At 73.6% G+C, this 25,925-nt stretch carries 17 protein-coding genes; 14 read left to right on the plus strand and 3 right to left on the minus strand.

Annotated elements, in window-relative coordinates; translation table 11 throughout:
* Nucleotides 1–179: 179 nt before the first annotated feature.
* From ACFVQ0_RS19500 to ACFVQ0_RS19545, 10 genes are read left to right on the plus strand one after another with little or no spacing between them, the layout of a single operon-like run.
* Entirely contained in the window at nucleotides 180–1,961 is a 1,782-nt protein-coding gene (locus ACFVQ0_RS19500; RefSeq protein ID WP_390089568.1) for a BTAD domain-containing putative transcriptional regulator, read from the plus strand.
* Between the two features lie 4 nt (nucleotides 1,962–1,965).
* Entirely contained in the window at nucleotides 1,966–4,194 is a 2,229-nt protein-coding gene (locus ACFVQ0_RS19505; RefSeq protein WP_390089570.1) for a TOMM precursor leader peptide-binding protein, read from the plus strand.
* Nucleotides 4,184–6,160 carry a TOMM precursor leader peptide-binding protein gene (locus tag ACFVQ0_RS19510; protein WP_390089572.1) on the plus strand — a complete coding sequence of 659 codons (1,977 nt, stop codon included), beginning with the start codon at nucleotides 4,184–4,186 and terminating at the stop codon, nucleotides 6,158–6,160. Before ACFVQ0_RS19505 ends, ACFVQ0_RS19510 begins: the two co-directional genes overlap by 11 nt.
* Before the next feature lie 28 nt (nucleotides 6,161–6,188).
* The gene (locus tag ACFVQ0_RS19515) at nucleotides 6,189–7,775 is read left to right on the plus strand and encodes a nitroreductase family protein (RefSeq protein WP_390089574.1); all 1,587 of its coding nucleotides are present in this window, start codon (nucleotides 6,189–6,191) and stop codon (nucleotides 7,773–7,775) included.
* Between the two features lie 47 nt (nucleotides 7,776–7,822).
* Nucleotides 7,823–10,546: a lantibiotic dehydratase gene (locus ACFVQ0_RS19520; protein ID WP_390089576.1), complete on the plus strand. Its 2,724-nt coding sequence runs from the start codon at nucleotides 7,823–7,825 to the stop codon at nucleotides 10,544–10,546.
* Nucleotides 10,543–11,619, plus strand: a complete 1,077-nt coding sequence (locus ACFVQ0_RS19525; protein ID WP_390089578.1) for a lantibiotic dehydratase C-terminal domain-containing protein — start codon at nucleotides 10,543–10,545, stop codon at nucleotides 11,617–11,619. Before ACFVQ0_RS19520 ends, ACFVQ0_RS19525 begins: the two co-directional genes overlap by 4 nt.
* The gene (locus ACFVQ0_RS19530; RefSeq protein ID WP_390089580.1) at nucleotides 11,616–12,734 is read left to right on the plus strand and encodes a site-2 protease family protein; all 1,119 of its coding nucleotides are present in this window, start codon (nucleotides 11,616–11,618) and stop codon (nucleotides 12,732–12,734) included. The genes ACFVQ0_RS19525 and ACFVQ0_RS19530 overlap by 4 nt, the downstream gene beginning before the upstream one ends.
* Before the next feature lie 43 nt (nucleotides 12,735–12,777).
* Nucleotides 12,778–13,734: an ABC transporter ATP-binding protein gene (locus ACFVQ0_RS19535; protein ID WP_390089582.1), complete on the plus strand. Its 957-nt coding sequence runs from the start codon at nucleotides 12,778–12,780 to the stop codon at nucleotides 13,732–13,734.
* A 51-nt stretch (nucleotides 13,735–13,785) separates the two neighbouring features.
* A complete protein-coding gene (locus ACFVQ0_RS19540) occupies nucleotides 13,786–14,541 on the plus strand; it encodes an ABC transporter permease (RefSeq protein ID WP_390089584.1) in 756 nt (251 codons plus the stop codon).
* The gene (locus ACFVQ0_RS19545) at nucleotides 14,538–16,535 is read left to right on the plus strand and encodes a TOMM precursor leader peptide-binding protein (RefSeq protein WP_390089586.1); all 1,998 of its coding nucleotides are present in this window, start codon (nucleotides 14,538–14,540) and stop codon (nucleotides 16,533–16,535) included. Before ACFVQ0_RS19540 ends, ACFVQ0_RS19545 begins: the two co-directional genes overlap by 4 nt.
* Nucleotides 16,536–16,610: 75 nt before the next feature.
* On the opposite strand, the gene ACFVQ0_RS19550 is transcribed toward ACFVQ0_RS19545, so the two are convergent.
* A complete protein-coding gene (locus ACFVQ0_RS19550) occupies nucleotides 16,611–16,787 on the minus strand; it encodes a thiazolylpeptide-type bacteriocin (RefSeq protein WP_390089589.1) in 177 nt (58 codons plus the stop codon).
* 208 nt (nucleotides 16,788–16,995) lie between these two features.
* On the opposite strand from ACFVQ0_RS19550, the gene ACFVQ0_RS19555 reads away from it, so the two are divergent.
* Nucleotides 16,996–18,261 carry an amidohydrolase gene (locus tag ACFVQ0_RS19555; RefSeq protein WP_390089591.1) on the plus strand — a complete coding sequence of 422 codons (1,266 nt, stop codon included), beginning with the start codon at nucleotides 16,996–16,998 and terminating at the stop codon, nucleotides 18,259–18,261.
* Between the two features lie 371 nt (nucleotides 18,262–18,632).
* On the opposite strand, the gene ACFVQ0_RS19560 is transcribed toward ACFVQ0_RS19555, so the two are convergent.
* Nucleotides 18,633–19,655: a helix-turn-helix transcriptional regulator gene (locus ACFVQ0_RS19560; protein WP_390089814.1), complete on the minus strand. Its 1,023-nt coding sequence runs from the start codon at nucleotides 19,653–19,655 to the stop codon at nucleotides 18,633–18,635.
* Nucleotides 19,656–20,041: 386 nt separating this feature from the next.
* Here ACFVQ0_RS19560 and mfd point away from each other — a divergent pair, with 386 nt between their 5' ends.
* The 3 genes from mfd to ACFVQ0_RS19575 all read left to right on the plus strand — a co-directional run bounded on the left by mfd (nucleotide 20,042) and on the right by ACFVQ0_RS19575 (nucleotide 25,607).
* On the plus strand, nucleotides 20,042–23,575 hold the full coding sequence (mfd, locus tag ACFVQ0_RS19565) for a transcription-repair coupling factor (RefSeq protein WP_390089593.1): 3,534 nt from the start codon (nucleotides 20,042–20,044) through the stop codon (nucleotides 23,573–23,575).
* Nucleotides 23,576–23,658: 83 nt separating this feature from the next.
* The gene (locus ACFVQ0_RS19570) at nucleotides 23,659–24,279 is read left to right on the plus strand and encodes an ArsR/SmtB family transcription factor (RefSeq protein ID WP_390089595.1); all 621 of its coding nucleotides are present in this window, start codon (nucleotides 23,659–23,661) and stop codon (nucleotides 24,277–24,279) included.
* Complete coding sequence (locus ACFVQ0_RS19575) at nucleotides 24,276–25,607, plus strand: MFS transporter (protein WP_390089597.1); 1,332 nt, start codon at nucleotides 24,276–24,278, stop codon at nucleotides 25,605–25,607. The genes ACFVQ0_RS19570 and ACFVQ0_RS19575 overlap by 4 nt, the downstream gene beginning before the upstream one ends.
* 8 nt (nucleotides 25,608–25,615) lie before the next feature.
* On the opposite strand, the gene ACFVQ0_RS19580 is transcribed toward ACFVQ0_RS19575, so the two are convergent.
* Nucleotides 25,616–25,921, minus strand: coding sequence for an ATP-binding protein (locus tag ACFVQ0_RS19580; RefSeq protein ID WP_390089599.1), 306 nt, complete (start codon nucleotides 25,919–25,921; stop codon nucleotides 25,616–25,618).
* Nucleotides 25,922–25,925 lie beyond the last annotated feature (4 nt).

The raw sequence follows: 25,925 nt of genomic DNA on the forward strand, positions 1-25,925 counted from the left end.
TGCCGCGGCCGTGCAGCAAGCTGACACGGCCGCACCGACTCCTGCCCGCCGCCCGCTGGCATCGTCGTGCTGCCGGGAACCCCCGGCGTCACGCAACCGCCGGAGGGAATCGTGTCCAGGTCCTCGCGTTCGCGGCAGCCGGACGGTGTCGCACACCCCGCGGCCGTGTGGCGGCCGTGATGCGGTTCCAGCTGCTCGGGCCGCTGACCCTGGCGGACGGTAACGAGGCCGTGGTGCTCCAGCCGTCGAAGCCGACCGTCCTGCTGGCCGCGCTGCTGCTGCACGCCAACACCGTGGTCTCCGCCGAATACCTCCAGCGGGCCGTGTGGGGCGAGGAGCAGCCCGTCACCGCCAAGGCCGCCCTCCAGACCTGCGTACTGCGGCTGCGCCGGCTCTTCACCCGGCACGGGGTGACCGGCACGGTGATCGAGGCCGTGCCCGGCGGCTACCGGATCACCGCCGCCCCGGACACCCTGGACCTGCTCGGCTTCCGTGACCAGATCCGCCGGGCGGTGGCCCTCTCGGACGATCCGGACGCGGAACTCAGCACGCTGAAGGACGCGCTGTCGCTCTGGCAGGGCTCGCTGCTGACCAATGTGCGCTCCGACCTGCTGCACCGGGACGAGGTCCCCCGCCTCGCGGAGGAGCGGCTGCGCAGCGTGGAGCGGGTCTGCGACCTGCTGCTGCGGCTCGGGCGGTGCGGGGAGGCGCTGGTCGAACTCTGGTCGGCCACCCGGGCGTACCCGGACAACGAGCGGCTCCGCGAGCAGTTGATCGAGGCGCTGTACCGGACGGGCCGCCAGACACAGGCCCTTGCCGAGTACCGGAGGGTCAAGGAGTTCCTGCTGGACGAGCTGGGAGTCGACCCCTCGCCCGCCCTCCAGCAGCTGGAGCTGGCGATCCTGCGGGGGGAGGACCTCGGCACCGGGCACGGCCCGGCCGCGCTCCCGGCCGCCGCCCCGGTGGCCACCGCAGAGGCCGGAACACCCGCGTGCCCCGCCGCCCGTCCGGTGCCCGTGGTGCCCAACTTCACCGGCCGGGAAGCCGAGACCGCCGCCATGGCGGCCCGGCTCACCGCCCCCGCCGAACCCGGCGAAGAGGCCCCGCACCCGCTGACCCTCCTGGTCTCCGGGCCGCCCGGCATCGGCAAGTCGGCCCTCGCGCACCACGTCGCCCACCTCGTGCGGGACGCCTTCCCGGGCGGCCGGTGGCTGGTGCCGATGACCCGTCCGGACGGCGGGGCGCGCCGCTCGGAGGAGATCGCGGCGGAGGTGTCCCACGCCCTGCGGGCCGGGCCGGACGGCGGCCGCGTCCTGCTGGTCCTGGACGATGTGGTGGACGCCGGTCAGGTGCGCCCGCTGCTGCCCCCGGTCGCCGGTGCGCGGGGGGCCGTGATCACCACCAGCCGGATGGGGCTCGCCGGTCTCATCGCCACCCACGGGGGCTGGGTGCACCGGCTCACCGCCTTCACCGAGGCGGAGTCGTACGCCCTGCTGCTGTCGGTGCTCGGGGCCGAGCGGGTCGAGGGGGAGCCGGACGCGGCACACCGCCTCGCCCGGCTGTGCGGGCACTTCCCCTTCGCGCTGCGGATCCTGACGGCCCGGCTGCTGACCCGGCCGGGGCTGCGGCTCGCCGACGCCGTCGGCTGGCTGGGCGAGGACCCGCTGGCCCGGCTCACCCTGACGGACTCGCCCGACATCTCCGTACGGGCCCTGCTCGACGGTGCGCTGAACCGGCTGGAACCCCGGCTGTCCGAGGCGTTCCAGCTGGTCGCGGCGGCACCGGGGGACACCTTCGGCCCCGACGACAGCCCGGCCGTGACCGAAGCGGTCCTGGAGCAGCTGGCCGACGCCGGACTGCTGGAGGACGGCCCGCCGGGCCCGTACCGGGTCCACGAACTGCTCCGCAGCTACGTACGCAGAACCGCCCCGGAACACATCCGCCGCACAGAGAAGGTGTGACCCCATGGCCGCGAACACCCCGATTGCCGCACCTGAGAGCGCCGTTGCCGACCCGGCCGTGACCGGTACGTTCGACGCGCTCGCCGCGACCCGGCCGCGCATCCGGCGGGACGTGCTGTTCACCGAGACCCCCGGCGGGGTGCTCTTCCACAACGCCGACGGCGGCTTCCACCTGACCGGCCGGACCGCCTACCGCTTCGCCTCCCTCGTCGTCCCGCACCTGACCGGCCACCACCGGCTCGCGGACCTCTGCGCCGGGTTCGGGACCGCCCAGCGCGCGATGGCCGCCGAACTGGTCAAGGCGTTGTACGGGCGCGGCTTCGCCCGTGACGTGCCCGAGCCGCCGAGCGAGGCGGAACCGGTACTGGACGCGGCCGCCGCCGAACGGTTCGCGGCGCAGATCGCGTACGTCGACCACTACGCCGACGGCGCGGCCGAACGCTTCGCCCGCTTCCGCGCCACCCGGGTCGCCGTGCTCGGCGACGACGAGACCGCCCGCTGGTGCGCGCTGAGCCTGCTGCGCAACGGCTGCGCGCGGATCGGCACGGTGACGGAGTCCGAGGAGGTCATGGCGGAGGCGGCGCGGGCCGGTGCGCGGGCCGACCGCCTCGGCGCGGACGCTGACTGGGACGCGCTCGACGGGTACGACGTCGTCGTGGTGAGCGGCACCGGGGCGGGGGCGCGCACCCACCGGCTGCTGGCCGCCGGGATACCCGAGGGCCGCACCCTGATACCCGCCTGGATGTTCGGCGAGCGGGTCGTGGTCGGCCCGCTCGCCACCGCCGCCTCCACCGGCTGCTGGTCCTGCGCGGTGCTGCGGCTGGGCGGCAACGTGTCCGCCGCGGAGGCCGCCGCGCTGTGGGGCGAGGCCGCGGGCGCCACCCCGGGGTCCGGCGCCAGCGTGTCCGGGCCGGTCGCCGCGATGGTGGGCAACCTCATCGGCTACGAGATCTTCCGCCTCACCACCGGAGCGCTGCCCGCGGAGACCGACGGACAGGTACTGATCCAGGACCTGGCCTCGCTCGACGTGCGGGCCGAACCCGTGCGGCCCCACCCGCGCTGCGTCCGCTGCGCCGCGCCCGACGACGGGCAGCCGCCCGCCGCGCCGCCGGAAGGACTGGCGCTGCCGGTCACCGCGACGGTGGAGACGGCCCGGGACGCGGAGGCGATGGTCGAGGAGCTGAACCGGATCAGCACCGCGCTGGTCCGCCCGTACACCGGCGTCTTCAGCCGGTACGACGACGAGGCGCTGACCCAGACCCCGCTGAAGGTCAGCCGGGTCGAGGTGGCGCTCGGCGCGGGGGTGCGGCGGCTGGTCGCCGCCTTCGACGTGCACCATCTGGCCGGTGCGCGGATGCGGGCGCTGTACGCCGCGGCGGCGGCGTACGTCGAGCACGTCGTCCCGCCGCCGGCCGCGACGGCTGCGGGAGCGGCTGCGGCGGGGGCGGACCGGGTGCTGGGTGCGGAGGCGTTCACCACCTCCGGCGGCAGCGGCGCGGCCCCGGCCGCCTGGACCCTCGCGACCTCGCTGCTCACCAAGGAGCCCGTGCGGGTGCCCGCGGAGGCGGTGCGCACCTTCGGTCCGGGCAACCACCAGCGGGTGCACCTCGCGACCTCCGCCGGATCGGGCGCGGGCCCCGGTGCGGGGGAGGCCGCGGGCACCGGCCTGATGTCGGCCCTGGCACACGACGCGCTGCTGCGGGCGGTCCGGGGCACCACCGTCGTCAGCCCGGTCGCCGCCGGCGGGGACGATCCGGAGCTGGTGTTCCTGCTGAAGTCCGCGGCCAACCTGGACCTCGCGGTGGAGCTGCTCGATCTCGGTGAGGCGGAGCGCACCTCGGCCCACGCGGTGCTGGCCCGGGAGGCCGACGCGCCCTCGGGGCACGGGCGTTGGGCGCTCGGGGCGGGCCTCACCCGGCGGGCGGCGGTCTGCGCGGCGCTGCGGGATCTCCTGGGGCAGGCGCAGCTGGCCGCGGAGGAGCCGGGCGGCGTCGTGGACCTGGGCGACCCGCTCGTCCGCGACCTCGCCGCCGCGGCCGTCGCGGTGACCGGCGCCCCGGTCACGGCGGGCGGCCCGGAGACCACGTTCGACGCGGTGCTGGAGCGGCTGCGGCGCGCCGGACGCGACGCGCTGTACGTGGACACCACCCCGGCGGACCTGGCGGCGGCGGGCATCGCCACGGCCAGGGTGCTGCTCACGGTGGACGGTGCGGGTGCCCCCGATGCCCGTTGAGACGCCCGTCGAAGCACCCGTGCGCGTCGCGGGCCCGGTGCGGGAGTCCGCGCGCCTGCTCGCCGTCCTCCTGCGCGAGGCGCTGGGCCGGCACGGCACCCCGCCGCCGCTGGACGTGGCGCCGCTGGGCGTGAGCGACGCGTTCGCGCCTGCCCCGGCCGGACCCGCGCCCGCCCCCGGTACCACCACGCCCGTGCCCGTCCGCCTCTACGGCAGGCACGCCGTCGTCGGCCCCTTCACCGCCGCGCGCGGGAGCGGCCCGCGGCCCTGCGCGCACTGCCTGGAGCGGCGCTGGCAGGCCGTCCGGTCCGTCGCGCTGCGCGAGGCCCTGGAGCTCGGCTCCGGTACCAGGGCGGCCGGGGAATCCCCCTACGTCACCCCGTTCACCGCCGACGCCCTCGCCGGGCTCGTCGCCGCCGTGACCGCCGGGCACGGGCCGGACACCGGTGCCTTCGCCGCCGTGCACCTGGTGGACCTGGAGACCCTGACGGTCCGGCACTACCCGCTCGTGCCCGATCCGGAGTGCCCGCGCTGCGGACACGTAGAACCGGACACCGCGGCGGCCGCCGTGCTCACCCTGCGGCCCGCCCCCAAGGCGAGGCCCGGCACCTTCCGGGTCCGGGACATCGGGACGTACGAACTGCCCGTCGAGCCGTATGCCAACCCCGTCTGCGGCTCGCTCGGCCCGTCCGTCGTGCAGGACGTCTCCTCGACGTCGACCTCCGCCACCATCGGCTGCTTCTCCATGCGCTCGGGCGAGTACCTCCGCGAGACGTACTGGGGCGGTCACGCCGACACCTTCGCCGAGAGCATGCGGATCGGGGTGCTCGAAGGCCTGGAGCGGTACGCGGGCATGCGCTCGCGGGCCAAGCGCGCCCAGCTCCGGGGTTCGCTGGACGCGCTGCGCGGCCGGGGCGAGCGGGCCCTCGACCCGCGCGTCTGCGGGCTGTACTCCGACGCCTTCCACCGCGCCAACCCGCACGTCCCGCCGTTCTCCCCGGACCGCGAGATCCCCTGGGTGCACGGCTACTCGCTGCGCGACAACCGGCCGGTCCTGGTCCCGGAGGTCCTCACGTACTACCACGCACCCGGCCTGGAGAACCGCTTCGTGCAGGAGAGCTCCAACGGCTGCGCGTCCGGCGGCTGTCTGGAGGAGGCCGTCTACTTCGGCCTGATGGAGGTCATCGAACGCGACGCGTTCCTGCTGACCTGGTACGGGCGGGCCGCCCTGCCCGAGATCGATCCGCGCACCAGCCGCCGCCCGGCCACCCGGCAGATGGTCGACCGGCTGGAGATGTACGGCTACGAGGCCCGCTTCTTCGACACCCGGATCTCCTTCCCCGTCCCCGTCGTCACCGGAGTCGCGGTGCGGCCCGACGGCGGCCTCGGCCTGATGTGCTTCGGCGCGGGCGCCGGACTCGACCCGGAGGCGGCGCTGTCCGGCGCGCTCTGCGAGATCGCCACCGACGCGGTGAACCTCCGCCGCCGCACCGAGCGCGAGCTGCCCAGGCTGCGCGCCATGGCCGACGACTTCGGCCGGGTCGAGGCGCTGCACGACCACCCGCTGGCCTACGGGGTCCCCGAGATGGGCGGCCACGCCCACTTCCTGATCGGCGAACCGGGAGCCCCGCGCCCGCGCGCCCGGTCCTTCGACGAGCTCTACGGGGACGGCTCCGTGCCCGCCGTCTCCGACGACCTGCGGGAGGACCTGGCGCGGTGCGTGGACGCGGTCACCGCCGCCGGGTTCGACGTGGTCGTCGTCGACCAGACCATGCCGGAACAGCGTGAACTGGGCCTGACCACGGTCTCCGTCATCGTGCCGGGGCTGCTGCCGATCGACTTCGGCTGGACGCGGCAGCGGGCGCTGGGCATGCCGAGGCTGCGTACCGCGCTGGGCGCCGCCGGGCTGCGTCCGGGCGTGCTCACCGACGCCGAACTCAACATGGCCCCCCACCCCTTCCCGTGATCCGTCACCCGTGACCAAGGAGCCTGCCATGGGGTACGCCCATGAATACGCCGACGCGATCCTCCAGCGAAACCGGGTCCCGATGGAGCCGGTGGACTACGTGCCGAACTGGGCGGACGGCCCGCGCAAGGGCAAGCACTACCCGGGCGTCGACAGCATGCCGCTGCCCGAGTCCGGCTACCCGGCCGACGCCTCGCTCGGCCGGGGACTGGACCAGGACGCCCCCAGGGACGGGGAGTTCGACCTCCCGGCGCTCTCCGGGATGCTCCGCGACTCCTACGGGCTGACCGGCCGCAGGCTCGGCGTCCAGGCCAACACCGACCTGAGCGCCCTGCCGCACTACCCGCTCGCCAACTGGTCCCGCGGCTCCGCCTCCGGCGGCGGCCTCTACCCGGTCAGCGTGTACTGGGTGTCCGGGGCGAGCGGGCCCGTACCGCCGGGTGTCCACTACTACTCCACCCGCCACCACGCCATGCAGCGGCTGCTGACCGGCGAGGTGTCGCGGGAGGTACGGGCGGCGCTCGGGGACGGGGCGCCGGGGCCGGACACCGACCAGTACCTGGTCCTGGGCATCAAGTACTGGCAGAACGCCTTCAAGTACAACAACTTCTCCTTCCACGCCGTCTCCATGGACCTCGGCGCGTGCCTCCAGACCTGGCGGATGTGGGCGGGCGCCCGTGGGCTGTCCGTCGAGCCCGCGCTCTGGTTCGACGAGGAGCGGCTCGGGCGGCTGCTCGGCGTGGACACGCAGGAGGAGGGCCTCTTCGCCGTCGTCCCGCTGAAGTGGGCGGCCACCGCCCCCCGCCCGGAGCCTTCCCCCGCCCCGACCGCCGGGATCTCCGTGCGCCACCGGGACCAGGAGCGCTCGCGCACCGTGCTCACCTTCGACGCGCTGCGCCGGATGCAGGCGGTCACCGCCGGGCACGCCGCAGAGCGGCCGGGCCCCTCGGACCTCGCCCCCGCGGCGGCGCACCCCGTGGACCGGACCCGCCCGGAGGTGGCGCTGCCGCCCGCCGGGCCGCTCGGCACCGACGTACGCACCGCCCTGCGCGAGCGGCGCAGCAGCTTCGGCCGCTTCGACGCCCAGCACCCGCTGACGGCAGAGCAGTTGGCGTCCTGCCTGGCAGCCGCCGCGGCCGGTTCACGGATCGGCGGGGACGACGGCGGGCAGCGGCTGGCGAAGCTGTACGCGTTCGTCGGCCATGTCGAGTCGCTGACTCCGGGGGCGTACGAGTACGACGCCGAGGCGCACAGCCTGCGCCTGGTGAAGGCGGGCCGGCCCGGCGACTTCCTCCAGCGCAACTACTTCCTGACGAACTACAACCTGGAACAGGCGGCCGCCGTCCTGGTGCCCACCGTCCGCACCCACGCCGTGCTCGACGCTGTCGGCGACCGGGGATACCGGCTGGTCAACGCCGTCGTCGGGGCGATCGCCCAGACCGTGTACACCGCCGCGTCCGCCGTGCACACCGGCTGCGGGGTCGCCCTCGGCTTCGACAACCTCAGTTACGCCGAGGAGCTCGGACTCGGAGCGACCGGTGAGGCACCGCTGCTGATCATGATGATCGGCAACGAGCGGCCCGCCCCGGCCGACTTCCGGTACGAGATCGCCTGAGCCCCACCCCGTCGACGATGCCCGTAACCGGAAGGGGAAGCCCCGAAATGACCCCGGACAACCCACCCACCCCCGCCGTCACCCGGCCCCGCTTCATGCTGCGGGTCGCCGGGCTGCCGGTGGAGAGCGTGCAGGCGCTGCGCTGCCCGGAGAGCCGCCGCTGGGCCGACGAAATCCTCCTCGCCACCGAGCGGTCGCGGGCCGGGGGCGAGGCGCTCGGCGACCTGATCCACGGCCTGGTCGGCGGCAGCGAGGACGAGGCGCTGCGCCGGACGCTGCTCAAGCTGCGCCGCGACGTCTTCAACAACCGGCTGCCCCGACCGGACGCCGCAGAGCGGTCCCTCGCCGCGGTGCGGGACCTCGACCCGGCGACGGCCGACGCGCTGTCCGACTGGCTGACCACCAGACGCCGGCTGGACGGCCAACGGGCCGCCGGTGCCGGGCTGCTCGCGGCGGAGACCGGCCGGGCCCGCGAGGCGCTGCGCCGGACGGCGGGCGAGGAGCGGCTGCGCGACGGGCTGCTGCTGGCGTCCCCCACGCTGGACGCCCAGCTCGACGCGTACGTGAGGGACGGCGGCGGCCCGAACCCCGGCCGCAAGCAGCGCAAGATCGAACGCTCGCTGCTCTCCTACGTGTACCGCACGGCCTGCAAGACCAGCCCCTTCTCCACGTTCACCGGGGTGGCACTGGGCACGCTCGGCGAACCGGACGCGGACGGCGGCGGGCTCGGCGTCCGCGTCGACGACGTCTGGAGCGGGCGCGTCCGGCTCAACGTGGTGGCCGTCGGCCGGCTCGCCGAAGCGGTGATCGCCGATCCGGTGCGCCGCGCGGACCTGCCGGTCGCCCCGGCCTCCGGCTGGGGCCGCGACGACGACCGGGTCCGCTACGTGCGCCGCTGGGTCACCCAGGGCGACGAGGACAACGCCGTCACCTTCGACGCGGTGAAGGACCGGCTGTTCTTCCTGCACCGCAGCGGCACCCTGGAACGGATCCTCGCCATGTTCGAGGAGCACGGCACCCTGCGCTACGGCGAACTGGTGAGCCGGCTGGCGGCGGACCGGGGCGCCGGGGAGGAGGAGTGCGCCCAGTACCTCAAGGCGCTCCTGGACCTCGGCATGGTGCAGGTCCCGTGCCTGCGCACCGAGGTCCACGACACCGACCCGCTGGGCGCCTTCCGGTCCTCCCTGCGCGACGTCGGCCGTCCCTGGGCGGACCGGCTGGCCGCACGCCTGGACACCCCGGTGTCCTGCGTCGACCGGTTCGCGGACGCGGACCCGGCCGGGCGGCGGGCCCTGCTCGAAGAGGTGCGCGGCTCGCTGCGCACCCTCCAGGAGGAGGAGCTCGGCGTCGCCGCCGCGAAGATCCCGCAGACCCTGCTCTACGAGGACGTGGCGGCCGGGCACACGGCCCGGCTCTCCGCCCCGGACTGGGAGCGGCTGGCAGCCGGTCCGCTCGGCGCGGTGGAGCGCGTCCTGCCCGCCTTCGACCTCACGCTGCCGCAGCGCGTCACGTTCAAGGGGTTCTTCCTCGCCCGGTACGGGCGCGGCGGACGCTGCGAGGACCTGCTGAAACTGGTCCACGACTTCCACGAGGACTTCTTCGACCAGTACATCTCGTTCACCTCGAAGCACACCACGTTCGACGCGGACGGGAACTACGTACCAGAGGAGAACTGGCTCTCCCTGCCGCAGCTCAAGGCCCTCGACACCGCCCGGCTGGCCTTCGTCGAGCGGATGCGCGCCCTGTGGGCGGACACCACCGCCGCCCCCGGACCGGTCCCGGACGAGATCCGGATCGACGACGGCTTCCTCGCCGAGGTCGCCGCCGAACTCGAACCGCTGGCAGCCGACTTCACCCCGCTCACCCACCATGTGCAGATCGTGGACCGGCCCGTCGACCCGCTGGTCGTCCTGAACCGGTCCTACGGCGGGCTGTCCTTCCCGTTCAGCCGGTTCACCCATCTCTTCGACGGCCTGGGCGAACAACTCCTCGACGCCGTGACCCCCCTGGTGCCCGAGGGCGCCGTCCTCGCCGAGGTCACCGGGGGACCCGTCACCAGCAACCTCAACCTGCACGACCGGCTCACCGGGTACGAGATCGTCTGCCCCGGCGAGCGCGGCACCCTGCCCCCGGACCGCCGCATCCACCTGGACGACCTGTACCTCGTCCACGACCCGGACACCGACCGGCTCACGCTGCGCTCGACCCGCCTGGACAAGGAGGTCATCCCGGTCTACCTCGGCTACCTGGTCCCGCTCGCCCTGCCCGAACTGCCCCGCACCCTGCTGCTGCTCTCCCCGACCTCGATGTCCCCGCTCCACGTCTGGGGCGGCGTCCCCGAGAGCGCCCCCGTCGAAGGGGTGACCAGCAGACCGAGGGTCCGGCACGGCAGCGTGGTGCTCAGCCGGCGCAGCTGGACCGCGCACGCCCCGGCCCTGCCGCTGCGCGGGCCCGGCACGGCGGACGACACGTGGTTCCTGGACTGGCACGCGTTCCGCCGCGCCCACGGCCTGCCGGACCGGGTGTTCGTCACCGTCTCGGACAGCGGGGCGCGCGGGGCGACCGGGGCCAAGCCGAGCTACCTGGACTTCGACAGCCCGCTCTCGCTGGCGGCGTTCGAGGCGCTGGTCAGGAACCCGGCGGCGCGGGTCGTGTTCCGGGAAATGCTGCCCGACGAGGACTCCCTGCACACCGTCTCCGCCCACGGCCACCACGTCGCCGAGCTCGCGCTGGAGACCCTCGCCCCCGCCCGAGAGAGGAACCACCCATGAGCTCAGCCCTCACCGGCCCCGCCCCCGCGGACACCCGCCGGGCGGGAGCCTGGCAGGCCACCCACATCTTCTACGCCGCCAACCCCCGCCCCATGCTCACGCACTGCGTCCGCCCCCTGATCGCCGGACTGGAAGCGGACGGGCTGCTCGCGGGGTACTTCTTCATCAACTACTGGCTGGAGGGCCCGCATGTGAGGCTGCGGATCAGGCCCTCGACCCCGGACGCCGAGGCGGAGGTCCGGCGCCGCACGGAGGAGGCCCTCGACGCGTTCCTGACCGAACGCCCCGCCCTGTACGAGGTGGACTCGGGGTTCCTCAACGAGTTCTACAACGCCCTGTTCGACATCGAGTTCCCCGGCGCGGAGCGCGGCCCGTACATGGACGAACGGGGCCGGATGAACCTGCGCCCCAACAACTCGCGCAGCCAGGAGCGTTACGAACCCGAGTACGCCAAGTACGGCGGCCCGGCCGGGATCGAGCTGGCCGAATGGCACTTCCGGCACTCCAGCGACCTGGTCATCGACGCCTTCCGCACGAAGAACCTGCACCTGCGGACCGTACTGCTGGGCACCTCCGCCCAGCTGATGATGGTGATGTCGGCGACCTTCCTGCCCGACCGGGGGAAGCTGACCGACTACCTCGACGGCTACTACGAGTTCTGGCACCGGGCGTTCCCCGGCACCGGCTTCATCGGCAGCGAGGAGTACGACAGCAACTACGCCTCGATGGCCGCCGGGCTCACCGACCGCTTCGACCGTGTCCGCGCCGCCACCTCCGGTGAGCCGGGCGCCGCCCGGCTGCCCGGCTTCCTCGCGGGCTGGGCGGAGCACTGCGCCGAACTCCGGGACCGGGTGGTCACGCTGGCCCGCGACGGCGATCTGGTCTTCCCGTCCCGCGACGAGGACGGGGACGGGACCGGGGGCGGCGAGGAGCAGGCCGCCGCCCCGTCCGCCGCGCTGCCGATGCTCCTCTCCCCGTACATGCATATGACCAACAACCGGCTGCACGTGACGATCAGGGACGAGGCCTACCTCTCGCACGTGCTCGGCCGCGCCCTGCGGGAGTCCGGATGAGCGCCCCGGCCCCCGGCGCCGGGGCCCTCGCCGCGTACCGGCCGGAACTGCGGCCGGGGGTGCTGCTCAGCGAAGCGTTGCTGCACGGACCCGCCACGGTGCACCTGATCAAGGACACCGGCAGCGACAGCTCGTTCAAGGTCGGCCCCAAGGAGCACTTCCTCATCGCCCGGATGGACGGCGAGCACACCCTCGGGGAGATCGGTGAGGCCTACGCCCATGCCTTCGGCCGCCGGCTCGACGACGCCCGCTGGCAGCAGATCCTCCGGATGCTCGGCGCCCGCGGCCTGCTGACCGGCACCCCCGCCCGGACGACCGCCGAAGCCGCCTCCGCGCCGCCCCCGCGCGGCGTCCTGCGCGGCAGCATCCGGCTGGTCGCCGACGCGGACGCCACCGCGACCCGGCTGCACCGGGCCATGGGCTTCCTCCTCGCCCGGGCATGGACGGTGCCGCTGCTCACCGCCCTGGTGGCGATGGAGGCGGTGATCGCCCTGCGGGCCGGCGAACTCCTCCGGGCCACCCGTGAGGTGTTCGGCAATCCCGTACTGCTGACCGGACTGGCCACCCTGCTCTGGTTCAGCACCGCCCTGCACGAACTGGCCCACGCCGTCGTCGCCCGGCACCACGGCGGCAAGGTCGCGGAGATCGGCCTGCGCTGGCGGTTCCCCGTGGTCATCATGTACTGCACGGTGGACAACTACCTCTACCTGGGCTCCCGTCGCCAGCGCGTCAGCACCGCGCTCGCCGGGGCGGTGATGAACCTGCTGTTCCTGCTGCCGTTCGCCGTCCTGTGGCTGTCCGCCCCGCTCGACGACGCCACCCACGACGCGTTCGGCGCGCTGCTGCTCCTCGGCAGCGTCCAGGCCCTCGCCATGCTGGTGCCCCTGCCGCCGCTCGACGGCTACCGGATCGCCGGGCAGCTCTTCGGGGCCACCGAGCTGGCCGCCTCGACCGCCACGTACCTGCGCCTGGCCGCACGCCGCGACCCGGCCGCCGCCGGCTATCCGCGGCGCGCCCGGACCGCGTACCTCGGCTACGCGACGTGCGCGGTGCTCGCGCTCGTCCTGGTCGCCGCCGCCGTCGTCGCGGCCGTCGTCCACCTGCTCCCCGCCTGACCGCCGCCCGACCCGCCGACCAGTGGCGGACAAGGAGAAGCCCATGACCCCCACCGCCCCGTCCACCGCCTCCGGAGCCCAGGCCGGCCCGGACCGCGACCACCCGGCCGCCGTCGTCCTGGAGGGCGTGCACAAGCGGTACGGCGAGACCCGTGCCGTCGACGGGGTCTCGCTCACCGTGCCGTGCGGCGAGTTCTTCGGACTGCTCGGCCCCAACGGGGCGGGCAAGACCACGCTCGTGGAGATCATGGAGGGCCAGCGCAAGGCCGACTCCGGGACCGTGACCGTCTTCGGCAGCAGCCCCTGGCCGCGCAACGCCGCGCTGCTGCCCCGGCTCGGCGTACAGACCCAGAGCTCGGCGTTCTTCGTCAGGCTCACCGCCCGCGAGCACCTGCGCACGGTGGCGGCGCTGTACCGGACGGACGACGCGGCGGCCGAACGCGCCCTGGCCTCCGTGGGCCTCACCGAACACGGCGACACCCGGGTCGGCGACCTCTCCGGCGGCCGGCGCCAGCGGCTCGCCATCGCCTCCGCGCTGGTCCACGAACCGGAACTGATCTTCCTCGACGAGCCGACCGCCGCCCTCGACCCGCAGGCCCGGAGGGATCTGTGGCAGGTGCTGCGCGAGCTCAAGGGGGCGGGCCGCACCATCATCTACACCACCCACCACCTGGACGAGGCCGAGGCGCTCTGCGACCGCGTCGCCATCATCGTGGACGGTTCCGTCGCCGCGCTGGACAGCCCGGCCCGGCTCATCGCCGGCTCCAGCCCCACCACCCGGCTGCTGATCCCGCCGGGCCGCCTCGACGCGGAGCGGGCGCGCGGGATCGACGGCGTCGACCGGGTCACGGAGGAACCCGACGCACTCGTCCTGGAGACCCTCGAATCGGGCCGGGTGCTGTCCGCGATCGACCGGCTCATCGGCCTCCAGGGCGTCCAGACCCGCACGGCGAGCCTTGAGGACGTCTACCTGAAGCTCACGGGCGAGAACCGGCCCTGACCTGACGCCCAGCCCCCCCGCCACCCCGTTCCCAGCGATACGGAGACCCCGATGAGCGCATACGCCGCGCTGACCACGGCCGGATACCGGGCCTGCACACGCGACAAGACCACCCTCTTCTTCACGTTCGCCTTCCCGCTCGTCTTCCTGGTGGTCTTCGGCCTGATCTTCCACGGCCAGACGGTCGAGGAGAGCGGCAGGCCGTACATCAACTACATCGCCCCCGGGGTGCTGTCCTGGGGCATCGGGAACGCAGCCGTCTTCAGCGTCGGCTTCACGCTCATGCAGTGGCGGCGCGACGACGTCCTGCGGCTCATCCGGATGACCCCGACCCCGCTCTCCGCCGTCCTCGCCTCCCGCTACGTCCTGGCGACCGGCATCGGTGCCGTGCAGGCCGTGCTCTTCGTCTCGGTCTCCCTGCTGCCCGTGTTCGGCCTCCAGCCGGCCGCCCGCTGGCCGCTCGTCCTGCCGGTGCTGGTCATCGGCATCACGGCCTTCCTCGCGATCGGGGTCATCGTCGGCAGCAGCGCGAGCACCCCGGAGGCGGTCGCCGCCGTGGCCAACTGCCTGATGGTTCCGATGGCGTTCCTGTCCGGCTCGTTCTTCCCGCTCGACTCCATGCCGACCTGGATGCAGAACCTGTCGTACGTCCTGCCGCTGCGCTACCTCAACGACGGGATCTCCGGAGCACTCACCGGCGACGGCACCACCGGCCACATCGCGCTCTCCTGCGGGGTGCTGGCCGGATTCGCCGTCGTCCTGTGTGTGGTCGCGGCGCGGACCTTCCGCTGGAGCAACAAGTCATGAACACAGCCACCGCGACCACTGCCGCGACCACCGCACCGGCCACCGCGCGCCCGCTGCCCGGACAGAGCCCGCTGGAGTCGGCCCGCGCCGCACTCCAGCACGGACTGTCCGCCCGGCACGCCCGGCACGCCGGGCCCGGAACGCTCCCCGCCCCACTCGTCGTCCCGCTGGGGGCTGCCGACACCCTCGGGCACGGGCTCCCCGACCCGTACGCGGACAGCCGCCCGGCCGCCAACGTCCAGCTCACCTCACGGGCCGTCCTCATCGGCCCCTGGGGCGGCGACGCCACCGCGACCGCCTGCGGGCAGTGCCTCGCCATGCGCTGGCAGCGGCTGCGCAGCCGCTCGGAGCGCGAGGCGCTGGAGCTCGGCCGCGCACCGCAGGGCGCCGCGCACTGGCCGGTACTCACGGAGTACGCCGTGGACGCGGCCTGGGCCGTCTACCGCGCGGTCCTGGGCGGCGGCCACGACACCCCGGAGGCGGCCCCCGCCGACCGGACGCTGCCCAGGGTCACCCGGGTCGATCTGGTGACCCTGGCCACCGCCACCTTCCCGCTGCTGCCCGAACCCCTGTGCCCCCACTGCGTCCACGAGGTCCCGGACACGGCGGACGCGGCCCGGATGACGCTGGGCCCGGCGCCCAAACCGGACCCGGACGGCTACCGGCTGCGCTCCCTCGGCTCCTACGCGCTGCCGACGGCCGCGCTCGCCAACCCGGTGTGCGGCGCCCTCGGAGCCGACACCTGGATCAACCCGACGTCCACCACCACCGCCCCGGTCGCCGGTACGCACTTCGTACGCGGCTACGCCGGTCTCAACGACGTGACGTGGAGCGGCCAGGCCAACAGCTATGCCACCAGCCGGGTCCTCGCCCACCTGGAAGGCCTGGAACGGTACGCGGGCACCACCCGCCGACGCGGCACCTCACCGGTGGTCGACAGCTGGAACAACCTCGCGGACCGGGCCCTGAACCCCGCCGACTGCGGCTTCTACGCCCCGAAGACCTACGCGGACGACCCGATGGTCTCCCCGTTCGACCCGGACCGGCCCATCCCGTGGGTCTGGGCGCACTCCCTGCGCGGCGACCGCCCCGTGCTCGTACCCGCGAGACTGGCCCACTACAGCGCCGGGGTCGAGGCCGACAACTTCGTCTTCGAATGCTCCAACGGGTGCGCCACCGGCGGCAGTCTGCACGAGGCGATCCTGTTCGGGCTGCTCGAACTCGTCGAGCGGGACGCCTTCCTCCTCGCCTGGTACGGCCGCACTCCGCTGACCGCGATCGACCTCGACAGCTGCCGCTCCGCCGCCGTCCGCAGCATGATCGACCGGGCCGGGCTCCAGGGGTACGACGTCCACGCCTTCGACACCCGGATGGACCTGGACATCCCCGTCGTCACGGCGCTGGCCGTGCGCCGGGACGGCGGCCCGGGAACGCTCTCGTTCGCCGCCGCGGCCGGATTCGACCCGGAGGGAGCCGTCGAGTCGGCCCTGTCCGAAGTGCTCACGTACATCCCGCACCTGCCCTACCAGGTGACCGAGCGGCTGGACGAACTCACCGCCATGGCAGGCGACTTCACTCTGGTGCGGCAGCTGAAGGACCACGCCCAGCTGTACGGGCTGCCCGCCATGTCCGCCCATGCCCGTGAGTACCTGGAGCCCGCGGGCGTACGGACCCTGGACGAGACCTTCGCCGACTGGCAGGTGCGGCGGCCGCGCACCGGGGACCTGCTGGACGATCTGCACCTGCTGCGGGACGGGCTCGTCGCCGCCGGGCACGATGTCATCGCCGTCGACCAGACCACCCCGGAGCAGCGCCGGATGGGGCTGCACACCGTCGCCACGATCGTGCCGGGCCTGCTGCCGCTCGACTTCGGCTGGACGCGGCAGCGGGCGCTGCTGATGCCCCGGCTGCGGACCGCGCTGCGGGCGTCCGGCCGGCGCACGGACGAACTTCCGGATGCCGCGGTCAAGCGCGTGCCGCACCCGTTCCCGTGACCTCTCCCATGACATCGGCAGCCCCCTCGCACAAGGTTCGCGAGGGGGCTGCCGTGTGTGCCGGCCGGGCGTGGATCAGGCGCAGCAGGAGGTGGTGCTGGTGGTGCTGGAACAGGTCGACGTCGAGGAGCAGGACGTGGAGCCCGCGAGCACGACCTCCGCGTCGTCCGAGTAGTCCGAGATCTCGAAGGTCTCCGACTCCAGCTCCAGGATCTCGCTGGCGAGGGTGGCGAGCTCGGTCTTGGGGGCCATGGTGTTCTCCTCGGGTTCATGGGGGTGGACCGGCTTCTCCGGCACCGTTCCCGTGCGCTGCTGGCATTCCAGCCCCGGCCGCTGTCGGATCGGCCGCGGTTTCGCTGTCACCCCGCTGGCACCCGGTGACAGCGGAACGCCGGACTCGTGCCGCGCGCGCGGCGCAGGCTCGGTACCGAGACCTACTGAGCGGAAGAGGCGAGCCCCTGTGCCAGCCCGTGTGAAGGAGACCCCCGCCCCGCCCCGGCCCCCGGCCGTGTCCCGTGAGGTGCTGCGCCCCGCGCTGGAGTTCTGTCTCGACGTACACGCCCACCCCGAGCTCTCCGGGGCCGAGCGGCACACCGCGGACCGGTTCGCGGCCCGGCTGGCGGCGAGCGGCTGCGCGGTCACCCGGGGGGTCGGCGGCGGCCACGGTCTCGTCGGCGTGCTGCGCAACGGAGAGGGGCCCACGGTGATGATCCGGGCCGAGCTCGACGCCCTCCCGGTGGCCGAGCGGACCGGCCTGGCCTACGCGAGCACCGTGCCCGGTGTGATGCACGCCTGCGGCCACGACCTCCATCTCGCGGCGGCCGACGGTGCGGTGGCCGAGCTGGCCCGTACGCGCTCCGAGTGGCGCGGCACCGTACTGGTGGTGGGCCAGCCCGCGGAGGAGACCCTCCTCGGTGCGCGGGCGATGCTGGCGGACGGGCTGTACGAACGGTTCGGCACCCCGGACGCCGTCCTCGCCCAGCACACCTCGCCCGCCCCGGCCGGCACCCTGGCGCACGCGGCGGACTTCCGCACCCCGCTGCTGGCGGCCAGTACGGCGCTGGACGTCACGCTGTACGGCAGGGGCGGTCACGCGGGCACCCCGCACCTCGCCGTCGATCCGGTGCTGCTGGCGGCCGCCACCGTCATGCGGCTCCAGTCCGTGGTGTCCCGGGAGACGTCCCCGGCCGAGCACGCGGTGCTGACGGTCGGCTCCGTCCATGCCGGTGAACGCGGCAACGTGATCCCGGACACCGCCGAACTCGCCCTCTGTATAAGGGCGTTGTCGGGTCAGGTGGTGGACCGGATGGCGGCGGCCGCGGAGCGGATCGTGCGGGCGGAGTGCGCCGCGTCCGGCTGTGTGCGGGAACCCGATCTGGCGGTCACCTCGCGGTCACCCGCGCTGTCGCCGGACGCCGCCGCCACGGCCGCCGTACGCGGGGCGCACGAGGACCTGTTCGGGCCGGACCGGGTCCTGGACTGCGGGCCCCTCACGGCCACGGAGGACTTCGCGTGGTTCGGGGAGCAGGGGGTGGCGACGGTGTACTGGATGCTCGGGGTCACCGGGGCCGGGCCGTGGCGCGCCGCCAGAGCCGGCGGACCGCCCGTACCGGCCAACCACGCACCGGAGTTCGCCCCCGACCTCCGTACCGCGCTGCCGGCCGGGATCGCGGCGATGGCGTCGGCCGCCCGGCGGATCCTGGACGGCGAGGGGGGCGCCCGGTGATGGGCGGGGCCGGGCGGGAGCACGGTCACGGCACGGACCGTACGGACCCGGCCCGCGGCCACGTCCCGCAAGACGCGCCCGCCCATGCCGACCTGGTGGCCGTGCGCGTCGACGGCGCCGCACCGGCCGGCGGCACCACCGTCCTGCGCCTGCTGAGCCTGCTGCCGCCGCACTGGGACTGCGCGCCGCGGTCCGTCACGTCGGACCGGATCGTGCTGCGGATCGCGCCGGGGTCGTCGGCGGACCGGGGCGAGGTCCGCCGCGCGGTACGCGCAGCCCTGGCCGACCGGGCACTGGCGGGCTGGACGGTGGGGGAGCAGGGGGAAGGGGGGCTGGGCGGCGGAGGGCCGGGGGAACGGTCCGGGGGAGTGTCATACCCACCCGCGCTCCCGCGCCAGCAGCGCCGCCTGGGCCCGGCTCGACGCGCCGAGCATCTGTATCAGCTCGGCGACATGACGCCGGTACGTCCGTACCGAGACGCCCAGCTCACGGGCGCCCGCCTCGTCCTTTCCCACGGTGCACATCGATACGAGCACCCGCCGCTCGGCCCCGGACAGCGCCGTGTCCGCCGGGTCGCCGCCCTCGTCATCGGCGTGTGCGAGGTCCACGCACTGGTCCCAGATCTTCTCGAAGAGGGCGACGATGTTGGAGACCAGGCCGGTGCGCTGGGCGAGCAGTACGCCGCGCAGGGGGTCGCGCGGGTCCAGCGGGACGAGGGCGGTCCGGCGGTCGTACACGAGCAGCCGTTCCGCGGTGTCGGACGTGACCCGGATCGCGGCGCCGTGCGCGGCCAGCTCCCGCAGATGGGCGGCGGTCGGCGGATCCTCCAGCGCGGCCCGCGCGACGACGGAGCGGATGCGTACGCCGCGGCGCAGACATCGCAGGTCCATGGGGCGGGAGCGGGCGATGCTCTCGGGGGAGAGCCTGGTGTGCGGTTCCACGGAGAGGATCTCGTCCCGGGCGAAGAAGGCGAGGTCGTCGATCCGGTCACGTATCCGGTCGACCCCCTCCAGCTGTTCGATCCCCGCCGGGGCCGGTCTTCGGCCGCTCTGCTCCGCGCGTAGACCGTCAATGAGGTGGCGTGATCGGGTGACCTGCTGCAGCTCCTGGTGGAGGATGTTCAGCCGCAGATCGACCAGCCGGGTCAGCGCGATATCCGGATTCGTCGGAAAGATCCCCGGGTCGTGACTGCCGTCGCGGCTCTCGTCGTGGCTCTCGGGGTGGAGCAGTCCGAGCTCCCGTAACCGGGCGACGCAGGCGTGTAAGGTCTGCGCGTCGAGGTGCAGCAGCAGGTGCAGGCCGTCGGTGCCGGCGCCGGGGTTGCGCAGGAAGTGCCGGTAGACATCTTCCTCGGCCTCGGAAACCCCGAGTACATACATCTCGTTCTTGCCCACGTATACCCCCACTGCCTGGTCCCTGGTCCATGTGCAGCCGACATTTCGGGTATTGCCGTTGATCGAGAGCGTGTCCACGAGGGCCGTCCGCCCTGCTCGGGCAACGGCTCACGGGGTCGGTAGCGTACCCGCTGCCACACGCGCCGCGGCAGTGTCCATGCCCGTCCACGAGTGGCGTAATCCCGCCGTACGGCCCCGCCCGTCCCCGGTCGTGGAAGCGGCTGTCCGGCCGGAGTCGTAGGCTGGACAGCACCCCGGCCCGCCCGGGGGGTGCTTTCCGGATCAGTCCGGAGACCGCCCCTCACACGTGTCGGGCCCTTCGCGTTGCCCCTGGCAGCAGCCGGCTGCCGGACCCTCACCCTCGTTACCCCGGACGGAAGCCCTTCATGAGCCTGCACGGTCTGCTGGATGTCGTCGTACGTGACCCGGCGCTGTCCGAAGCGGTGAAGGCCGCCGGGGACGGCCACCGGATGCACATCGACCTGGTGGGACCGCCTGCCGCCAGGCCCTTCGCGGTGGCGGCGCTGGCCAGGGACGCCGGGCGGACCGTGCTCGCCGTCACCGCGACCGGACGCGAGGCCGAGGACCTCGCGGCGGCGCTGCGCACGCTGCTGCCGCCGGACACGGTCGCGGAGTTCCCGTCCTGGGAGACGCTGCCGCACGAGCGGCTCTCGCCCCGCTCCGACACCGTGGGCCGCCGCCTCGCCGTGCTGCGGCGCCTGGCGCACCCCCGGCAGGACGACCCGGAGACCGGGCCGGTCTCCGTCGTCGTCGCACCGGTGCGCTCCGTGCTCCAGCCGCAGGTCAAGGGGCTCGGGGACCTGGAGCCCGTGGCGCTGCGGATCGGCCAGAGCGCCGACCTGGGGGAGACGGTCGAGGCGCTCGCGGCCGCCGCGTACTCGCGGGTGGAGCTGGTCGAGAAGCGCGGCGAGTTCGCGGTGCGCGGCGGCATCCTGGACGTCTTCCCGCCGACCGAGGAACACCCCCTTCGGGTGGAGTTCTGGGGTGACGACGTCGAGGAGATCCGGTACTTCAAGATCGCCGACCAGCGGTCCCTGGAGATCGCCGAGCACGGACTGTGGGCGCCGCCCTGCCGCGAGCTGCTGCTGACGGACCAGGTCCGCGAGCGGGCCGCCGCGCTCGCCGAGGCCCACCCCGAGCTGGGCGAACTCCTCGACAAGATCGCCGAGGGCATCGCGGTGGAGGGCATGGAGTCGCTCGCCCCGGTCCTCGTCGACGACATGGAACTGCTGATCGACGTGTTGCCCGAGGGCTCGATGGCCGTGGTCTGCGACCCCGAGCGGGTCCGCACCAGGGCGGCGGACCTGGTCGCCACCAGCCAGGAGTTCCTCCAGGCGTCGTGGGCGGCCACGGCGGGCGGCGGCGAGGCCCCGATCGACGTCGGCGCGGCCTCGCTGCGCGGCATCGCGGACGTCCGCGACCGGTCCCGCGAGCTGGAGATGATGTGGTGGTCGATCTCCCCGTTCGCCGCCGACGACGAGCTTGAGGACGACACCCTCAAGCTCCGGATGCACGCCCCCGAGGCGTACCGGGGCGACACCGCCCGCGCGCTCGCGGACACCAAGGGCTGGCTGTCCGACGGCTGGCGCACGGTGTACGTCACCGAGGGCCAGGGCCTCGCCTCCCGTACCGTCGAGGTGCTGGGCGGCGAGGGCATCCCGGCCCGTCTCGACCCGGACCTGGGCGAGATCTCGCCGTCCCTGGTGCACGTCTCCTGCGGTGCCATCGACTACGGCTTCGTCGACCCGGAGCTGAAGCTCGCCGTCCTGACCGAGACCGACCTGACCGGCCAGCGCACCGCCATCAAGGACCTGGGCCGGATGCCGGCCCGCCGCCGCAAGAGCATCGACCCGCTGACGCTGGAGACGGGCGACTACATCGTCCACGAGCAGCACGGCGTGGGCCGCTACATCGAGATGGTGCAGCGCACGGTGCAGGGCGCCACCCGCGAGTACCTGCTCGTCGAGTACGCCCCCGCCAAGCGCGGCCAGCCCGGCGACCGGCTCTACATCCCGACCGACCAGCTGGAGCAGGTCACCAAGTACGTCGGCGGCGAGGCGCCCACCCTGCACCGGCTCGGCGGCGCCGACTGGACCAAGACGAAGGCCCGCGCCAAGAAGGCCGTCAAGGAGATCGCCGGCGACCTGATCAAGCTCTACGCGGCCCGGATGGCGGCCCCCGGCCACGTCTTCGGCCCGGACACCCCCTGGCAGCGCGAACTGGAGGACGCCTTCCCGCACGCGGAGACGCCCGACCAGCTCTCCACCATCGCCGAGGTCAAGGAGGACATGGAGAAGTCCGTGCCCATGGACCGGCTGATCTGCGGTGACGTCGGCTACGGCAAGACGGAGATCGCGGTGCGCGCGGCCTTCAAGGCGGTCCAGGACGGCAAGCAGGTCGCCGTCCTCGTCCCCACGACCCTCCTGGTCCAGCAGCACTTCGGCACGTTCACCGAGCGGTACTCCCAGTTCCCCGTCAACGTACGGGCGCTGAGCCGCTTCCAGTCGGAGACCGAGTCCAAGGCGACGCTCGAAGGGCTGCGCGAGGGCTCCGTCGACCTGGTCATCGGCACCCACCGGCTGTTCTCCTCCGAGACGAAGTTCAAGGACCTCGGCCTGGTCATCGTCGACGAGGAACAGCGCTTCGGCGTCGAGCACAAGGAGCAGCTGAAGAAGCTCCGCGCCAACGTGGACGTCCTCACCATGTCCGCGACGCCCATCCCCCGTACGCTCGAAATGGCGGTCACCGGCATCCGCGAGATGTCGACGATCACCACCCCGCCCGAGGAGCGCCACCCCGTCCTCACCTTCGTCGGCCCCTACGAGGAGAAGCAGATCGGCGCGGCCATCCGCCGCGAGCTGCTCCGCGAGGGCCAGGCGTTCTACATCCACAACCGGGTCGAGTCGATCGACCGGGCCGCCGCGCGGCTGCGCGAGATCGTCCCGGAGGCCCGCATCGCGACGGCCCACGGGCAGATGTCGGAACAGGCCCTGGAGCAGGTGGTGGTGGACTTCTGGGAGAAGAAGTTCGATGTCCTGGTCTCCACCACGATCGTCGAGTCCGGCATCGACATCTCCAACGCCAACACCCTGATCGTGGAACGCGGCGACAACTTCGGGCTCTCCCAGCTCCACCAGCTGCGCGGCCGCGTCGGCCGTGGCCGCGACCGGGGCTACGCCTACTTCCTCTACCCGCCGGAGAAGCCGCTCACCGAGACGGCCCACGAGCGCCTGGCCACGATCGCCCAGCACACCGAGATGGGCGCGGGCATGTACGTGGCCATGAAGGACCTGGAGATCCGCGGCGCCGGCAACCTGCTGGGCGGCGAGCAGTCCGGCCATATCGCGGGCGTCGGCTTCGACCTGTACATCCGCATGGTCGGTGAGGCGGTCGCCGGTTACCGGTCCGCGCTGGAGGGCGGCGCGGAGGAGGAGGAAGCGCCGCCGGAGGTCAAGATCGAGCTGCCGGTCGACGCGCACATCCCGCACGACTACGCCCCCGGCGAGCGGCTCCGCCTCCAGGCCTACCGCTCGATCGCCTCGGCCACCTCGGAGGACGACATCCGGGCGGTCCGCGAGGAGCTGACCGACCGCTACGGCAAGCTCCCCGAACCGGTGGAGAACCTCCTCCTGGTGGCCGGCCTGCGCATGCTGGCCCGCGCCTGCGGCGTCAACGACATCGTGCTCCAGGGGCAGAACATCCGCTTCGCCCCGGTGGAGCTGCGCGAGTCGCAGGAGCTCCGCCTGAAGCGCCTCCACCCCAAGACGATCATCAAGCCGGCCCTCCACCAGATCCTGGTCCCGCGCCCGACGGCGGGCCGGATCGGCGGCAAGCCGGTGGTGGGACGCGAACTCCTGGCGTGGACGGGCGAGTTCCTGACGACGATCCTGGGGTCCTGAGGGGGTAAGGGGCGGGGGCGCCCGGCAGCGGCCATGAACGTGAGAGTTGACTCTCACAATTTGTGAGAGGATGCTCTCACGTCATGGACTTCAGTAACCCCCTGGGCGATGTCGAGATCACCGATCCGCAGGCGATGCGGGCGCTGGCGCACCCGGTGCGGCTGGCGATCCTCGACCACCTGCACCGGAACGGACCGGCGACCGCGACCGAGCTGGCACCGGACGTGGGCGCCACGCCCTCGGTGACCAGCTGGCACCTGCGCCATCTGGCGGCCTTCGGGCTGGTCCGGGACAGCGCCCCCGGACCGGACCGCCGCAGCCGGCGCTGGGAGGCGGTGGCGCGCGGATTCCGGTTCGAGGAGTCGCGGGACGAGGCGGACGAAGAGGGCCGGTCGGCAGCCCGGGAGCTCTCACGGCAGATGTTCCTGCGCTACGCGGACGCCCCGGCCCGCTGGTCGGCCGAGGTCGAGCCCGGACTCGATCCCGCCTGGCGCAGGGCCGCCGGGCTGGCCAACACCCGGATCAGGATCTCCGCGGAGGAACTCGCCGCCATCCAGGACGGGATCGAGCGCGTCCTCGCCCCGTACGTCACCCGCGACCCGGCCGACCGCCCCGCCGACAGCCGCGACGTCGTGCTGATGCGCTACGCCCTGCCGGAGGGCGACGGGGAACAGGCGGAGACCCCGACGGAGCGGAAGCCGTGACCGGCGCGGACAGCACCCCCGCCATATCGCGGCCGGTGTCGCTGTGGCGGGACCGCCGGTTCACCCGGTTCTGGGCGGGCAACTCCGTCTCGCAGTTCGGTGACCGGATCACCGAACTGGCCCTGCCCCTGATCGCCGTCAGCGCGCTGAACGCCTCGGCCAACCAGGTGGCCTGGCTGACCGCGCTCATCTGGACCCCCAACCTGCTGGCGATCCTCCTGGGCGCCTGGGTCGACCAACAGCCCCGCAAGCGCCGCCTGATGATCCTCGCGGACCTGCTGCGCGCGGCGGTCCTGCTGAGCCTGCCGGCCGCCTACGCGTTCGGCGCGGTGACGCTCGCGCACCTGTACGCCGTGGCGGTGCTGGCGGGCGCGGCGGGGGTGCTGTTCAACACCTCCTACCCGCCGTTCTTCGTGCGTCTGGTCCCGCGCTCCTCCTACGTGGACGCGAACAGCAAGCTCAGCACGAGCCGTTCGGCGTCCTACGTCGTCGGCCCGGCGATCGGCGGCGCTCTGGTGCAGGCGCTCACCGCACCCGTGGCCATCGTGGTGGACGCGCTGACCTTCCTGGCCTCCGCGGTGCTGATCGGCAGGATCCCGGACGACGAACCGCCGCCGGCCACCAAGGACAAGGACGCGCCCTCCCTGGCGCGGCGCGCCGGGGAAGGCCTGGCGTTCGTCGTGCGTCACCCGGTGCTGCGGGCCTCGCTCGGCTGCGCGGCCACCGTCAACTTCTTCACGTTCGTGGCGGGCAGCGGGCTCCTCGTGCTGTTCGCCAGCCGGAGCCTGGGTCTCTCGGCGGGAACGATCGGCCTCGCGCTGGGAGTGGGGGCGACCGGCGCCCTGCTCGGCGCGGTGTGCGCCCCCGCGATCTCACGGCGACTGGGCGTGGGGCGCAGCATCGTCGCGGGCGCCGTCCTCTTCCCGGCGCCGATCGCCATCGCGGCGGCGGCGGACGGCCCCGTCTGGCTCCGCGCGGGCGCGCTGGCCGGGGCGGAGTTCCTCTCCGGATTCGGCGTCATGCTGTTCGACATCAACCTCAACTCCCTCCAGGCCTCGGTGATCCCCGACCGCATGCGCAGCCGCGTCGCGGGGGCGTACAGCACGATCAACTACGGCATCCGCCCCGTGGGCGCCGTAGCGGGCGGCCTGCTCGCCACCCTCGCCGGCCTCCGTCCGACCCTCCTCGTCGCCGCCGTCGGGGGAGCCCTCTCGGTGCTCTGGCTACTGCCTTCACCGATACCGGGCATCCGCTCGCTGGGCCCGGAGGACCCCGCTCCGGGGGCGGTCGGTGAGGCGGAGGGCGAGAGCCGGCCGGTGGCGGGCTGACGCGACGGTCACGAGGGTGCGGGCTCGGGCGCGGTCGAGGTTTTGAAGATCAGCCATACGGTCTTGCCGACAACGTGATCGTCGACCCCGAAGCCATCGGCGATTTCGCGTACGAGGTGTAACCCGCGTCCTGAGCACGCGTCGTCACCGGCCTGCTGGACCACCGGCAGGCCGGGCCCGCTGTCGCGGACCTCCAGGCGTACCAGTTCCTCGCCCCGATGGATTCCGACACTGAATTCGCGGCCGGGCGGTACCCCGTGCAGCAACGCATTGGTGGCGAGCTCCGACACGCACAGCTCTATGTCCTCGGCCAAGGGG

The sequence above is a fragment of the Streptomyces sp. NPDC057900 genome, assembly GCF_042887885.1.
Taxonomy (GTDB): Bacteria; Actinomycetota; Actinomycetes; order Streptomycetales; family Streptomycetaceae; genus Streptomyces.